The sequence below is a fragment of the Jeotgalibacillus proteolyticus genome (genome assembly GCF_002926065.1).
Taxonomy (GTDB): Bacteria; Bacillota; Bacilli; order Bacillales; family Jeotgalibacillaceae; genus Jeotgalibacillus; species Jeotgalibacillus proteolyticus.
In genome coordinates, this window is sequence record NZ_PREZ01000009.1 from 1 (window position 1) to 14,237 (window position 14,237).

The following is a 14,237-nucleotide window of genomic DNA, read 5'->3' on the forward strand; positions in this document are numbered from 1 at the left end:
GAATCGTAAGACGGAGCAAGGGCTCTACGTTTCTAGCCGGTAGGACACCCGAACCTTTCCGGCTACAAACGAAGAGCCCTAGGCGGGCGGTCAAGGGGCAAAAAACTTTTTGCTTTATTTATCCTCCAAGAGGAAGCAAAAACTTTTTGTGCTAATCCCTTGACCGCCTGCCTATGCTCGTCTTTCGTTCTCCTTGCAAAGAGGGCAAAAATCATCCTTTTCAGGAATGAATCGCTTCGGAAGGCAAAGAAGCAAACGAAAAGAGAAAATACTCAAACACCTAAATCTTTTAAATAGTGTCTAAACGGAATAAAAATGAAAGGAGGTGAAGAAAAGAAAGAAGCGTTGAACTGATCATTCAACGGGTAACATACAAAATCCCAATTATAAAGGAGTTTTAAAAGTGGAGAATCCGAAACTAACACCAATTTTTGAAGTAGTAAAAATTAAGCAGGTAGTAAAGGAAACGAACGCACCGTTTGAAAATTTTCCTGTTCGCTCTCCAGAGGATGTAAACAAAGTAGCTTCCGCTCATATCGCAGACGATGACCGAGAAGTCTTTCTTGTAATCGTACTCAACACTAAAAATCAAATTATTGCTTTGCACCGAGCGCATATAGGCTCCATTAACGCCAGCATTGTTCACCCAAGAGATGTACTAAAAGCTGCCATTTTAAATAATGGAGCCTCTATAGCCGTCAGCCATAACCATCCTTCAGGAAACAGTCAGCCAAGCGCTGAAGATATTTCAGCTACCAAAAGGCTTTATGAATCTTGTGAGCTTTTGGGAATTGATCTTTTAGATCATGTAGTCGTCACCCATACAGGGCAATATTCAAGTATGAGGGAATTAGGCTATATCTTTTAAAAACGGGCAGGAGGGAGAAATCCCTCTTGTTTAAAGAAAAGAAAAGGGACCATCAGCTGAAAGGAGCAGCTGGTGATCCCGACGAAGGGAAGAAAAGCATTCGCTTTTCCTGATTATTAAGCAGGCATCGAGCCTGCAAGACCGCTGCTTATGCAGCTTTTAAAATATGTAAAGAAAGTATCTGCTTTAACAAATGCTTCTCTAGTGCATTAATTCATAGCCAATGTAAACACTCAGTCATATTATAACTGGGTTTATATTTTAAATAAAAATGGATAGGAAGCCCTAAGATGCTTTATTGCTTTCCAATGTTATTTATTGCTTTCCAGATTTTGAAGTGGGATTATTAAGAAATAAGTTAGTCATTGAACCAAAACAAGAACATGTTATCTCTATAAATATAAATGATGGAGGGTAATTCCTTTGACGATTGCGCTTGTAACGCTCGTTGTACTAATTCTGATCAATGCTTTTTTTGCTGCTTCAGAGCTTGCTTTGGTAAACCTGAATGACAACAAAGTGAAGCGGGCTGCAGATAATGGAGATGCAAAAGCTCAAACGCTATACAAACTCATTTCACAGCCAAGCCTTTTTCTGAGTACGATTCAAATTGGCATTACGCTTGCAGGGTTCTTATCCAGTGCATTCGCTGCAGATTTTTTCGCGGGTCCGCTCGCTGAAACATTGGTTAATTGGGGCGTTCCGTTGTCATTTGGTGTGCTGAACACCGTTTCAGTCATTACCATCACCATTATCCTGTCATACTTTACACTGGTTTTTGGGGAGCTTGTGCCAAAACAGCTTGCACTTCAAAAAGCTGAAGCCATTTCTAACATTGCAGCTACGCCCCTTTCTGTACTGGCGAAAATCAGTGCACCGATTATCTTTATTCTGACCATGTCTACTAATGCAGTCGTCCGCCTATTCGGTGTTGATCCGAATGCAAAAAGTGAAGAGGCTACTGAGGAAGATATCAGAATGCTTGTAGACGTCGGGCGTGAAAGAGGCACCATTAATCTTGAGGAAAAGATCATGATTAATAATATTTTTGAATTTAACGATACCATCGCAACAGATATTATTACTCATCGCAGAGATATATCTGCTCTCCCGATTGATGCAACCTTTGAAGATGTACTTTCATTAATAAAAGAAAAACGCTTTACACACTTTCCTGTTTATGAAGAGACAATTGATAATATAAAAGGAGTTTTACATTCGAAAGACCTTTTCCAGTACATTGGAAATGGCGAGCCTTTCGATTTAAAAGATGTTATTAGAAAACCGTTTTTTGTATTAGAATCGCAGCCCATTGATGTGCTGTTTGCTTCGATGCAAAAAAGTAACATGCATATCGCGATTGTGATTGATGAATATGGCGGCACGGAAGGGATTATTACAATTGAAGATGTTATTGAAGAGATTGTAGGAGAGATCTCAAGTGAAAGCCTGGAAACTTTGCCTGAGCAGGAAATTGTCGAACTGGAACCAGGTGTGTATATTACCCGGGGAACGGTTAGGCTTTGGGAGCTAGAAGAAGCAATTAAGGTCAGCCTGCCATCAGGGGAGCTTGACACAGTCAGCGGTTTTATTATTCATGAGCTTGGCTATATCCCAAATGAATTGGACAAGCCTTTTGTTCCGTATAAAAACGTTGTGTTTAATGTACTTGAAGTATCCGAGAACAGAATCGAACGGGTGAAGATCCTTGTCAATCAGTCTGAAGACTCCGAGCCTGAAGAATAATGTAAATTAGGCTGCTGTTTTTAAGCAGCCTTTGTTGATTTTCCATCCATACGAAAAGAGGTAAATACATATGGCATTTATCTGGTTTATTCTGGCTGCAGTTGTGACTGTCTATGCAGCGATGAAGCTTTCAGCCTATGCAGATGTTATCAGTACAAAAACAGCTATGGGCGGCTTGCTCGTGGGAACGCTTTTACTAGCAGGCGCGACCTCCTTGCCGGAAGTAACAACCAGCCTTTCCGCAGTTTTAATCGGAAACAATGATATTGCAATTGGAAACGTGCTCGGATCAAACTTATTTAACATATTTATTCTTGCCTGCTTTGACCTTTACTACAGAAAGAAAAAGCTTTTTTTACAGGCAAGCAATGATCATCTATACACCGCAGGACTTGGCTTGCTGCTCACACTGCTTGTTATGGTAGCTTTAACACTCCGGATTGACTATACCATTCTTGGTCTGGGGATCGATTCTCTGTTGATTGTCGTTATTTATGGCGCAGGGATTCTGATTATTGGGCGATTATCAAAAACTGATCAGGTAGCACCGCAGACAGATGACCACATCATGACACCTAAAGAGTCCGTAGAGTCTGCGTTATCTGTTAAACACGCAGTGATCGGATTTATCATTGCAGCAATCGTCATCATGGGGGCAGGTACAGTGCTGTCCATCATGGGCGATCAGATTGCCGTCATCACAGGGCTTGGTTCAAGTTTTATAGGAAGTTTCCTGGTAGCTGCTACGACCTCACTTCCTGAAGCAGTGTCTGTACTCGTTGCCCTGCGTTTGAAAAATATTAACCTAGCAATGGGATCGATTCTCGGCAGTAATATTTTCAATATGCTTATCCTTGCAGGATCTGACCTGATCTATAGGGAAGGTGCCATTATCACAACGGTCTCAGAGTCTCACTTAACGACCGCAATCGGTGTAACTATTCTTTCAGTAATTATGATTTTGGCTGTTCTGATGAAAAAAGCAGCATCTTCTTTTACCTACATGATGCCCTCCCTCTTAATTACAGTCATTTATTTTGTCACTTCTTATTTAATTTTTGTGAACAGTTGATCTTTCCACTCTAAAAAGCTCCTGCAAAAACAGGAGCTTTTTAGATTTTAAACATGTTTGATCCAAAGATATACGTTTATATCTTTTCGCTCTGTTATTATCTATGCAACGCGTCCTGTGTGCTTCGTTCCCAAGGTTTTGTGCTGCTTCCTCATTCAGACCTTTCACTAAAATTCGTCACATTAATTAATTTGACACATTTAAAACACTATATCGTCACGTTATACTGTATAGTTTTGTAAAAACCATGATATATTTAGAGTACAAATATTAAAGGAGGTATGCCCCTTGGGAAGGAGCTGCTAAAGATAGGTCAAGTCGCTAAGCTAAGTGGGTTGTCTTCACGTACGATTGATTATTACACACAATGTGGTTTATTATCATTTGAACGCTCACCATCTAACTATCGTCTTTATGATGAAAGTGTCCTCCATACACTTGAGCGCATACGGCTTTTAAAAAAACAGCGAATGTCTCTTGATGAAATTTCTGCATCATTACAATTGCCGTATGATGAAAACCATGAGCCTCTCCTCAACGAGGTTCGAGAGGAAATTAATAAACTTCAAAAGAAAATGGTTTCCCTTGAAGAAACAATGAAACATAAACCCAAAGAAGAAAAAGCACGAATTTATCAAGATTTATCCAACAAACTCGCTGTTATCACGCAACTTTTAACGTTATTATAATTCTCGCGGAGGTGAATCCCTCACTATGAGGGAATCTATTGGATAGTATATTACTTTTAAACTTGGCCTTGGTCGCCATTTTAATCGCATTAACAGCTTTTTTCGTAGGTTCAGAGTTTGCTGTTGTTAAAGTTCGACTTTCACGCATTGACCAGTTAATCGATGAAGGAAATAAAAAAGCGATCGTCGCTAAAAAGCTCATTACCGATTTGGACTATTACCTTTCGGCCTGTCAGCTTGGGATTACAGTGACAGCACTTGGACTTGGTTGGTTAGGGGAACCGACTGTCGAAAAAATATTACATCCGTTTTTTGAAAATTTTGATATCCCAAGTTCTGCGGCAGCGATTATTTCATTCGCATTAGCCTTTTCCATCGTAACTTTTCTTCATGTAGTAATTGGAGAACTTGCTCCCAAATCATTAGCAATTCAATTTGCTGAAAAAATGACCCTTTTGCTAGCAGGTCCTCTATATTGGTTCGGGAAAATAATGTATCCATTTATATGGACATTAAATGGTTCAGCTCGTATTTTGCTGCGGACTCTTGGTGTTCGACCAGTTGGCCATGAACAAGCTCATTCAGAAGAAGAATTAAAAATTATTATGGTACAAAGTTTTGAGAGTGGTGAAATCAACCAAACCGAGCTCTCCTATATGGAGAACATCTTTGCTTTTGATGAGCGAGTGGCAAAAGACATTATGGTACCTCGCACCCAAATGGTTACCCTGATGAAAACAATGACCCAAACCGAAGTTCTAGAGATCATTAATAGTCATCCCTATACACGATACCCTGTAACAGAAGCTGGTGACAAAGATCATATTATTGGATTTGCCAACGTAAAAGAAATGTTGATTAATTACGCAGTTGGTCGAAATAGAACGCTGGAAGACAGCATGCATGAATTAGTGCTAATTCATGAGACCACTACTTTACAAAACGCCTTATTAAAAATGCAAACCGAGCGAGTTCATGTGGCTTTGGTGATTGACGAATACGGGGGAACAGCTGGCCTTCTAACTATGGAGGATATCTTAGAAGAAATCGTTGGAGAAATACGAGATGAGTTCGATACAGATGAAACACCCGATATTGAGACTGTAAGCAAAAGAAGATACCTTTTAAAAGGAAGGGTTCTGCTCGAGGATCTTACAGAACAATTTGGACTAACATTTGCAAATAGCGAAAATGTAGACACCATTGGCGGATGGTTCCAACTACAAAACACTGAAGCAATGCCGAATGATTCTATTGAAACTGACGGTCATCTCTTTACGCTCTTAGAAATGGATAACCATCAAATTATTCAGATTCAGCTTGATCTGCCTGCAAAAGAAAATCATTAAACTGTAAATGCAAAAAGACAGTTAAAGAGACTAAAAATTTCTCGGAGGTGAATCCCTCGTTTTTGAGGGTGAGTATTGGATCCCATAATCATTTTGAATTTAAGTTTGCTTGTATTATTGATTTTTTTAACAGCTTTTTTTGTAGGTTCAGAGTTTGCGGTGGTAAAGGTAAGGATGTCTCGAATCGATCAATTAATTTCAGAAGGCAATAAAACAGCTGTCATTGCTAAAAAATTAATCCATGACCTAGACTATTATTTGTCTGCCTGTCAGCTTGGGATCACCGTAACAGCCTTGGGACTCGGCTGGTTAGGAAAACCTACCGTTGAGCGCATTTTATATCCAGTCTTTGATCAGTTTGATGTCCCTTCTTCTATTTCTGCACCATTATCATTTATTATCGCTTTTTCTTTTGTAACCTTTCTACACGTTGTAGTCGGAGAACTTGCTCCTAAGACACTGGCGATTCAATATGCAGAAAAAATGACCTTATTATTAGCACGTCCTCTTTACTGGTTTGGTAAGCTGATGTATCCATTAATTTGGACACTTAATGGGTCTGCCCGATTATTATTGCGAGCTTTTGGGGTGCAGCCTGCAGGCCATGAACAGGCGCATTCGGAAGAAGAGCTGAAGATTATCATGAGTGAAAGCTTCAAGGGGGGAGAAATTAATCAGAATGAACTCTTGTATCTAAATAATATATTCACATTTGATGACCGCGATGTGAAGGATATTATGGTCCCCCGCATTCAAATGATCACAATTGATCAAGATATGGGTCGTGATGAGATTATTAGGATCTTTGACGAACATCAATATACACGTTATCCTGTTACTGAAAAAAAAGATAAAGATCGCACCATTGGATTTGTGAATGTGAAAGAAATGCTACTTCGATTCGCAAATGGTGTTCAAAGTAACGTAACAGAGATAACTCACGATTTGATTGTCATTCATGAAAGTACCTCAGTTAAGGAAGTCCTTCTGAAAATGCAGACTGAAAGAGTACCCATCGCTTTAGTAATCGATGATTTTGGAGGGACTGCCGGTCTTGTAACGATGGAAGATATTTTAGAGGAAATTGTTGGAGATATCAGGGATGAGTTTGATGGTGACGAACTGGCAGAAATCCAAAAAATAAATGAAACAACCTATCACCTTCAAGGACGTGTTTTACTGGATGAACTTGAGGAGCAGTTTAATGTTACATTTGAAAATCGTGACGATGTAGATACGGTTGGCGGTTATATTCAGCGTTTTAATGAAGAAAATTCTCCTGCTTTTACAATTAAGCATAACTCCTACCTGCTGACTGTTTTAGAGATAGAAAACTATCAGGTTCTGAAAGTCTTATTAGAGTTATTGCCTGAAAAAAAATAAAATTTTAAGACTACCAGTAGCAGACTCCTCCTGGTAGTTTTTTATTTTTCGCCTGATTGCTCAACTGTTTTAAAAACCTAAAGTTTTTTCCGCTTTTTCTTCTAATTCCGCCGCAAAATTCCCTCCAGAAGCTGCAAGAAGTTAATCGAGAAGTAGTAGAAATTAAATTAAATTTAAATAGGGTCCTCCCCGTTACCAGCAACAGATATTTCAAAAATATAAGAAAATAAATCTTTCTCTTTCAATCCTGTTCCAGGACGGCAGCACTAACGGTCTGATCAAAAAGAAAAGACCGCTTTTTGTCATGCCGTAAGTGTCGCTGGGGCATTAAATGGCTCGATAACCACGGTCTGTACGGCTTGCGCCTACAGGCCGTAGGTTCCTGATCCCTTGCCTTCGGCCCATCCTCCACGAGCCGAAAGCAACAAGTTCAAGCCCATCAAACCCAATCGGAACCAGCCTGACAGCTGCTTTTAAAGAATAGTTGCCCTTTTTCCTTCCAAATTGTAAGACGGAGCTATTCTTGTCTTTTCGTTCTCCTTGCAAAAAGGGCAAAGATTGTCCCTTTTCGGGGCTTAATCGCTTCGTAAGGAAAAAGGTTAACAACTAAAACAAGAGGAGTAAAGGCAAATGATCATAGAAGAGGATGGAAGTAGTTACTACAAGGTGTAGGAGCAAGCTCGGCTGAGTAAACAAGAATGCCCCCACGAACACAAATTGTTCGTAGGGACATTATTGTTTTGCTCCTTCATATACACCCTGCGCTGGGATAATTTTTTATGTTTCCCTTTGCTGGCCTGTGAGACTGGCTTCAAATAAATCAATGATTTCCAAAAATCGTTCAGCTTCTCTGAAAGTATGATCTGCCAAGAGTGGATGAATGTTACTTTTAATTCTGCATGCTTCAATAAGATCCCTTGCTGTCTTCTTAAAATCCCTTAGTGAAGCAACCGAAACTTTGTTTTGGTTTAGAAATTGACTTTGAAGAGGGATCGTTTCAGATTGTGGCCGCATTGAATCTAAATCAATTGCTTGAAAAAGAAGTTGATCAAAATCATGACTAAATTCTCTCGCCTGATCTACTAACCTTCTCTCGGAAGGATCTAAAAGATGTCCAATAAACTTAGCATGATCAGCCATAATCCTTAAGAAGAATACATTTTCTTGAATGACAGCATCTGGCGTTGGTGCTAACTTCCCTTCGTTTAGTTCTTTTAATCGATTAGCAAAGTAAGCTGCTTCTCTGCTTATATGATCTACTAATAATGGAAAATTGTTCGTGCGAATCTCGCAGTGCAACGTTAAACCTAATACCTTTCGCTTATAAGACCATATTGCCACTGCAGCTTGGTAAACTTCGGAATTAAAGGCTTGAACCTGGCGTAGATCTGAATTTACTGTAAATCGGTCTAACCTTTCTTCAATTTTTTCAAACAAAGAGATAAATTGTTTTGCCTCATCAATTAATTGTGTCTGTTCGTATGTAAACCCCAAGCTTAAAAATAAGGCATGCTCTTTCATGATCCTGGACCAGAATTTAATTTCATCCAAGGATCTGGCTACAATCGGGTCAGCCAATTTATACCCTCCCTGCTGAAGTTTTCTCCTTTCTCAATATATTTTCAAACTGTATTATTATTCTTATTTTTCATTTCATCTTCGATGAACAGCTGATTACATCATACATAAGGTTAGAGGTATTTATTTTAGTGTCTATATGGTATAATAAAAGAAAAATTTAAAAAGCTCATTCAATTGTAAGGTAGCTTCTATATGTGCATCTTATGGAAAAAGGAGTGTTTAGATGGATCCTTCTTTTTGTACATGTCCGTATTGTGGATGCGAGTTAGAAACCCAGGGACAAAATTTTTCATTGTGATTTTTGCGTAATGCGTGTGCCAGCTAATATTGCGCAGCGTAATCATGAACGAATTGCTGTCAGAGTGAAAGAATTTGTACTGGAATCGTATCTTGATAAGACCACACCGGAATTAATGATTCTTTCAACGTTTGAATTGCTCTCCCTTTTAAAGTCTGTACGGGCAGAAAGAACGGCTATGTATGAATTAATGAATACCTTTTACAAAGCAAGGACCAATCTTTCAACATCTGATTTTAAGGAATCTGAACAGTTTTCAGGAGAAGAGTATGAACGCATTTCCCGAAAAATGTTTGTCGTAGAAAATATCCTTAAGCTACGCCTTGGTTATGTGCCAACAAGGATTACGGAACATTATTTGGCCATATTTGGAATCCATCAAGAAGGATAAAAACAAGCCGATGATGATTCAACAGTAGCGAAAAGAAAAGGATACTGTCGGACAGTAAGCCTTTTAATCAATGGAGCAGTCGGGTATACTTTACGTAAATACCTTTGTGCTTGGGTATTGTATGTTACTTTTTGCTCCGGCCTGATCACCGGAGTCTTGTTTAATAGTTATTAGTGTCTACATGGTATAAAATAAAATCAGGAGGGGATGAAAATGAATTTTTCATTTTTGAATCGGGAACATCAAGAACGGTTTCAGGAGATTAGGGAAACCATGCCGATTCATACACGCAGGGATAAAGAATATCTCTCCCTTGTCTTTGTTATGACGGGTGATGATGAGCTGTTTAATAAGATGATTCCTTACTTTAACAAGCAGGATTGCACCTTATCTTCAACGGAATTATTTGAGGAACAAGATTTTAGTTCAGGCATAAATGTATTGGCCAAGCTTGGTGTTCATTTGTTTAATAATAACGTATCAGTTGAACCACTGGATTTTATGTCTTTAGACGAACAGAGAATGGCTTTAGCCATGAATGCTCTTTTGATTCGTCGTTATGGTCTCCCTTCTCCTTATGAGGAAACGGAGGAAAAGCTTTATTCTTAATCCATTACCAATAGGAGCGTTTTTATGAAACGAGTTTCTTTTTCTTTAGTGCCAGGACAAGTTGAACAGTATAAAGCGTTAGTCGATGCTTCTTTACAATCACGGATTCTTCGAAATTATATTTTAAATGAATACCAATTACCGGAGGACTTACGTGATATAAACATAGGTGACCGGCAAGGACTCAAACCACTCCCTTTTCACTTTGATGAATTTACGGATGAACGTGTCAATGAACTGGTCAAACATATTCAAAAACATGGGTGTAAAGCGAATCGATCCACACTTATGTCTCATATTTTAACCCAACTAATTCAGAAGCTATCCCTTCAATCGCAGGGGCTCCCTAAAGATCGCGTGATGCGTCATTCGAGTTTTTACTTTGAACGTGGGACACGGGAGCTCATTGAGAAGTTTATCCCCTTCCGGGATCGAAACGCTATGATAGAACGATTTATCTTAGAGGATTATCAACCACGAAAACAAAATCCTATCCTATTCGATAAGCCTGTAGAACCGGAAGCAATGAGAATTAGTATTGCAGCTGAAGCCTTTGATAAGCTTGATCAAAAGGTAAGTGAAATTGGAACAAAAGCCGTGACCAGAACGTCGTTAATGCGAGATGTGATCGAGCAGCTCATTGAAAAGTTATCAAATTCAGATGCACGAAAATTGATTGCGGAAGTTCGATTGAAGCATGCTTTAGATGATTATAAGAGTCGTTTTGGTGAGGATGTTTTAAAAGAACAGCTGCAGCAGTACACGATTAAAGGAGAAGGGTCCTAATGGAACTGCATCAATGTGATTATTGCGCTAGAAGAGATTATAAAGAATACGTAGCCCGAGTAAAATGGGGTGTTGATCGGTTCGATCCAGACCGACATCCTAATTACTACTGCAGGAAGTGTTTAAATACAGTCATTGAAAATTCAAAAGGTGTTCCCCATATAAAGGAATATGGGTACGAAGTTGATTATCCATTTGCTAATAACATTGAAAAAGGATAAAAGTACTTATAGATAACCGGGAAATTTAAAGTAAATAGAAGAACATTAAAATTATATAGGTTGCTATGTGAAAAATAATCAAATGAGGAAAAGCTACTTGATATAAGTGAGCTTTTTCTTATTTAATTTTTGTCTTTTTTTTCCTTTATTTTTAGGTTTAAAGTATGTTTTATCAAATTAATATACGATTATTTGAACCAAGAAAAAAACCCTTTCTTTTTGGGAACATCTTCTTCAGGAATATTTTCTTGTTTTGTTTGTTTCTCTTTTATAACCATGAGTAATTGTTCGTCTCTTTTTTCAATCATTTCAGTAAGAAACTTTTGTTGACTATCCATATGCAATTGTTGTTTTTTTAATTGCTGGATCAATACTTCATTAAAGTCCTTCTGGAGATCAAGCTGCCTTTTTATTTCTTTTAAGTCGTCCAATATCAATAGAGATATTTCTTGTTTTGGTTCTGGCTTCGTTTTTTCTCCGCCAGTAGCTAAATAATATTCAATTTGTTTTAAAGAATAATTTTGGACCCGGTTTAATTGCTTAATTAACCGTAACCTTTCTAAAGCAATCTTATCAAAATAGTGGTATCCGTTTTCTCCAATAATCGTAGGGATATGTGTTTTTAATTCGCGCATCCAATTTCGTACTACGCCCGGACTCTCTTCTATGTGTTGAGCAGCTTCTTTAACTGTTAAGCGAAGATCACTTATGTTTTCATTCAGGTTTTCAGTACATTGGTTTTCAATTACGTTCATGTTTACATGCACCCTTTCAAGATAAGTGTTAACTTATGTGTGAAAACATTACGCTAAGAATAACTTGTTGCGTGGGTGTGTGACAAGAACCAATCAGGTATTCATGTAGGTTCCACTCTTATGTTAAAAGTTCGGTGTTCAATTTAAAATATCCTTTGACTTCATTTGTCTATTTTTGATACATAAGCAAAAAAACTCCACCTATGTGGAGTTTTAAATTAAGGTTAATAAATTTACTTCAGCTTTTGTAATTAGCTCTTATTGATTACTCCATACTCCTCTAACAAACTTCTTATACCCTGGTTAATCAGTCTTGATTTATCACCCTTTTCTCCCCTAGCTGCTATCTTATCTACTTCAGCAGCTAAATCTGGGTCCATATAAAAGGACGTAAAAACTTTTTTGGGTTTCTTTTTTATTGCTTTTTTTCCAGCAGCTAATTCTCTTAAATAATCATTGTCATCAACAACATCGTTGTCATTGACATATGTTTTGTTATTGTTAATTTCAATGTTTTTATTGTTGTTTGTATTATTATCTTTAACATTTATTTCATCAATCGTTTCATTATTATTATTATTGTTGCTGTCATTTACGTTTTCTTTCGTATCATATGAATTAAAGAACGCTTGAGGGGCATTCGGTTTTTTAATTTTATCCTTGAGGTTGTTTTTGTTCGACACGTTCTTTCAGCTCCTTTACAAACGGAATGTAATATTCTAAGGCATTTTTTAATTCTGGATTTCCATCAAATCCTGCAATCGGTAACCGTCTGGTAGACGCTTTTCTTTTAATAATGGTATCAAATTTTAAGTTAGGGTGATCTTCCTCGATGGACTCTAGCATCACTTCATTTTCCTTAGCTCTTGAATCTATCAAAGAGAATAAAATACCTGCAGTATTTAAGTTAGGGTTATATCGTTCTTTTGCTCCTTCAACCATTTCAATAAATTTAGGAATGGCATAATACGCAAACATGGACCCGTCGAACATAATTACTACATGGCTTCCGCCTTCAGAATATGTACTGAGGGGCAGAATGGTTTGTTCTGAAAGAGATGGCGGTGTATCGATAATGATCCAATCATAGTCCTTCATTACAGGTTCTAATGTCTTCTGGAGAGCGTTAAGCTTTAATCCTTTTGAGTACATATGTCTTGGCAACGTGGCGAGAAAATCATTAGAAGGAATTAAGTCAAGATTCTCTTGGATCCGAATGATATATGGTCTTGCGTCGCCTTCAATAATTGCTTCTAAAACCGTTTTTTCTTCAAATACATTGCATATGTCGTATTCTCCGGTTAAAAAGCTTGTAAGGTTTCCTTGGCCATCCATATCAATAGCCAGAACCCTTTCTTCTTGGCTTAAGAGGTATGATGTAATGCCGCTGCTAGTAGATTTTGAACAACCGCCTTTACTGATCCCAAATGTCACTATTGTTGCTGTCAATCTTGACACCCCTTTCAACGTATATAGTAATGTATATGATGCTACTACTCGTATCATTACTATATAAATGTAATTAATAAAGATAACCCTTTTATTATTGTCTTTAATACTAACATTAAAATATATGTCATCATATATTTTAATATATATATTAACTTTACGACTAATTTTATAGTCAAAAGAGCATTTCTTCTAATGAGGAAGGAAATTTTTATTTTCTGAATAAAGGGAATTAATGTTAAACTTAAGCGACAGTTTAATGGAATAACCAAAACCTATAGCAGGTGTAATCAAATAACAATATTATGGCAAGGATAGAGGGTTTTTGACTAAATCTAATAAGAACGCTCAAACATTTTCCTCGAGCCAAATTTATATAGATATTTAAAGGGGAGATAAAATTGGATATAAGGTTCTATGATGAAACTAGGCCCAGAAAAAAAAGAGATAATATTGATGATGATTTTGAATCACAATTCTCAGCAGCAACTGCTGTATTTTCTTTTTTTCTCTTCAAGGGCAAATCTAAAGAAAATATTAAACAAATTAATATTGATTGTAGAAAAAATATAAAATCTATTTTTTATCATGATGTTGTTGATGGATTTTGGGACATCGACGTTCCTTATGACCCCTATGTATTTTTATCTATTACTGAGGATGAACAAAAAAGAAAGGAGTTTCTAAGGGTTTTCAATGAAATTTTCGAACAAATCTTTGAACATAAAAATTGGGATAAGGAAGTCTTACAAAAAGCATTAGCCAGTTCTAAAGAAGTAAGTTTTAAAAGGGAATTTTTATTAAAAGGAACTCCTAAGAAGAATCCTAAAAAAGATAAGCTAGCGATAGTAAGATGTATAGAGGATATTAGAAGTTTTCAAATAATCTGTTAACATGGGATTTTAATTCAACTTTAACTTTAGAATCAGGTATTAGAAATTGGAAAAAGATAATTTTATTGGAAGAGAATTAATGTATATAAACTTTTGAAAAACAAGGTTAAATAGAATAGTTCTGTCGAAATTAGCACTTTATATACT

Annotated in this window: 15 protein-coding genes; 11 read left to right on the top strand and 4 right to left on the bottom strand. The window is 37.2% G+C overall.

Annotation, left to right across the window (positions count from 1 at the left end; genetic code table 11):
- Positions 1-403 precede the first annotated feature (403 nt).
- From C4B60_RS19010 to C4B60_RS19035, 6 genes are all read left to right on the top strand, one after another.
- Positions 404-868, top strand: a complete 465-nt coding sequence (locus tag C4B60_RS19010) for a JAB domain-containing protein (protein WP_104059625.1) — start codon at positions 404-406, stop codon at positions 866-868.
- Between the two features lie 423 nt (positions 869-1,291).
- Positions 1,292-2,614 carry a hemolysin family protein gene (locus C4B60_RS19015; protein WP_104059626.1) on the top strand — a complete coding sequence of 441 codons (1,323 nt, stop codon included), beginning with the start codon at positions 1,292-1,294 and terminating at the stop codon, positions 2,612-2,614.
- A gap of 70 nt (positions 2,615-2,684) precedes the next feature.
- Positions 2,685-3,686 carry a sodium:calcium antiporter gene (locus tag C4B60_RS19020; RefSeq protein WP_104059627.1) on the top strand — a complete coding sequence of 334 codons (1,002 nt, stop codon included), beginning with the start codon at positions 2,685-2,687 and terminating at the stop codon, positions 3,684-3,686.
- Between the two features lie 281 nt (positions 3,687-3,967).
- Entirely contained in the window at positions 3,968-4,375 is a 408-nt protein-coding gene (locus C4B60_RS19025) for a MerR family transcriptional regulator (protein WP_104059628.1), read from the top strand.
- 38 nt (positions 4,376-4,413) lie between these two features.
- Positions 4,414-5,724 (top strand): hemolysin family protein, encoded by a 1,311-nt coding sequence (locus tag C4B60_RS19030; protein WP_104059629.1) that lies wholly within the window; start codon positions 4,414-4,416, stop codon positions 5,722-5,724.
- Positions 5,725-5,799: 75 nt separating this feature from the next.
- A complete protein-coding gene (locus C4B60_RS19035; protein ID WP_104059630.1) occupies positions 5,800-7,107 on the top strand; it encodes a hemolysin family protein in 1,308 nt (435 codons plus the stop codon).
- Between the two features lie 777 nt (positions 7,108-7,884).
- Here the strand turns inward: C4B60_RS19035 and C4B60_RS19045 are convergent.
- Complete coding sequence (locus C4B60_RS19045) at positions 7,885-8,685, bottom strand: DUF2935 domain-containing protein (RefSeq protein ID WP_104059632.1); 801 nt, start codon at positions 8,683-8,685, stop codon at positions 7,885-7,887.
- A gap of 311 nt (positions 8,686-8,996) precedes the next feature.
- Between C4B60_RS19045 and C4B60_RS19050 the strand changes: the two genes are divergently transcribed.
- From C4B60_RS19050 to C4B60_RS19065, 4 genes are all read left to right on the top strand, one after another.
- On the top strand, positions 8,997-9,377 hold the full coding sequence (locus tag C4B60_RS19050) for a hypothetical protein (protein ID WP_104059633.1): 381 nt from the start codon (positions 8,997-8,999) through the stop codon (positions 9,375-9,377).
- A gap of 213 nt (positions 9,378-9,590) precedes the next feature.
- Positions 9,591-9,986: a DUF6075 family protein gene (locus C4B60_RS19055; RefSeq protein WP_104059634.1), complete on the top strand. Its 396-nt coding sequence runs from the start codon at positions 9,591-9,593 to the stop codon at positions 9,984-9,986.
- A 24-nt stretch (positions 9,987-10,010) separates the two neighbouring features.
- A complete protein-coding gene (locus tag C4B60_RS19060; RefSeq protein WP_104059635.1) occupies positions 10,011-10,772 on the top strand; it encodes a hypothetical protein in 762 nt (253 codons plus the stop codon).
- Positions 10,772-10,993 carry a hypothetical protein gene (locus tag C4B60_RS19065; RefSeq protein WP_104059636.1) on the top strand — a complete coding sequence of 74 codons (222 nt, stop codon included), beginning with the start codon at positions 10,772-10,774 and terminating at the stop codon, positions 10,991-10,993. Before C4B60_RS19060 ends, C4B60_RS19065 begins: the two co-directional genes overlap by 1 nt.
- 188 nt (positions 10,994-11,181) lie before the next feature.
- Here C4B60_RS19065 and C4B60_RS19070 read toward each other — a convergent pair whose 3' ends face one another.
- The 3 genes from C4B60_RS19070 to C4B60_RS19080 form a co-directional block, all read right to left on the bottom strand.
- Positions 11,182-11,748, bottom strand: coding sequence for a MerR family transcriptional regulator (locus C4B60_RS19070; RefSeq protein WP_104059637.1), 567 nt, complete (start codon positions 11,746-11,748; stop codon positions 11,182-11,184).
- A gap of 251 nt (positions 11,749-11,999) precedes the next feature.
- Positions 12,000-12,431 (bottom strand): CopG family ribbon-helix-helix protein, encoded by a 432-nt coding sequence (locus C4B60_RS19075; RefSeq protein WP_104059638.1) that lies wholly within the window; start codon positions 12,429-12,431, stop codon positions 12,000-12,002.
- Positions 12,403-13,197, bottom strand: coding sequence for a ParA family protein (locus tag C4B60_RS19080; RefSeq protein WP_245154055.1), 795 nt, complete (start codon positions 13,195-13,197; stop codon positions 12,403-12,405). Before C4B60_RS19080 ends, C4B60_RS19075 begins: the two co-directional genes overlap by 29 nt.
- Positions 13,198-13,598: 401 nt before the next feature.
- Here C4B60_RS19080 and C4B60_RS19085 point away from each other — a divergent pair, with 401 nt between their 5' ends.
- Positions 13,599-14,090, top strand: a complete 492-nt coding sequence (locus tag C4B60_RS19085) for a hypothetical protein (protein ID WP_104059640.1) — start codon at positions 13,599-13,601, stop codon at positions 14,088-14,090.
- Positions 14,091-14,237: the final 147 nt, after the last annotated feature.

Coding starts and splice junctions, on each gene's coding strand:
- C4B60_RS19020 (WP_104059627.1), top strand. CDS start 2,685: ATGGCATTTATCTGGTTTATTCTGGCTGCAGTTGTGACTGTCTATGCA.
- C4B60_RS19050 (WP_104059633.1), top strand. CDS start 8,997: ATGCGTGTGCCAGCTAATATTGCGCAGCGTAATCATGAACGAATTGCT.
- C4B60_RS19025 (WP_104059628.1), top strand. CDS start 3,968: ATGCCCCTTGGGAAGGAGCTGCTAAAGATAGGTCAAGTCGCTAAGCTA.
- C4B60_RS19060 (WP_104059635.1), top strand. CDS start 10,011: ATGAAACGAGTTTCTTTTTCTTTAGTGCCAGGACAAGTTGAACAGTAT.
- C4B60_RS19070 (WP_104059637.1), bottom strand. CDS start 11,748: ATGAACGTAATTGAAAACCAATGTACTGAAAACCTGAATGAAAACATA.
- C4B60_RS19055 (WP_104059634.1), top strand. CDS start 9,591: ATGAATTTTTCATTTTTGAATCGGGAACATCAAGAACGGTTTCAGGAG.
- C4B60_RS19065 (WP_104059636.1), top strand. CDS start 10,772: ATGGAACTGCATCAATGTGATTATTGCGCTAGAAGAGATTATAAAGAA.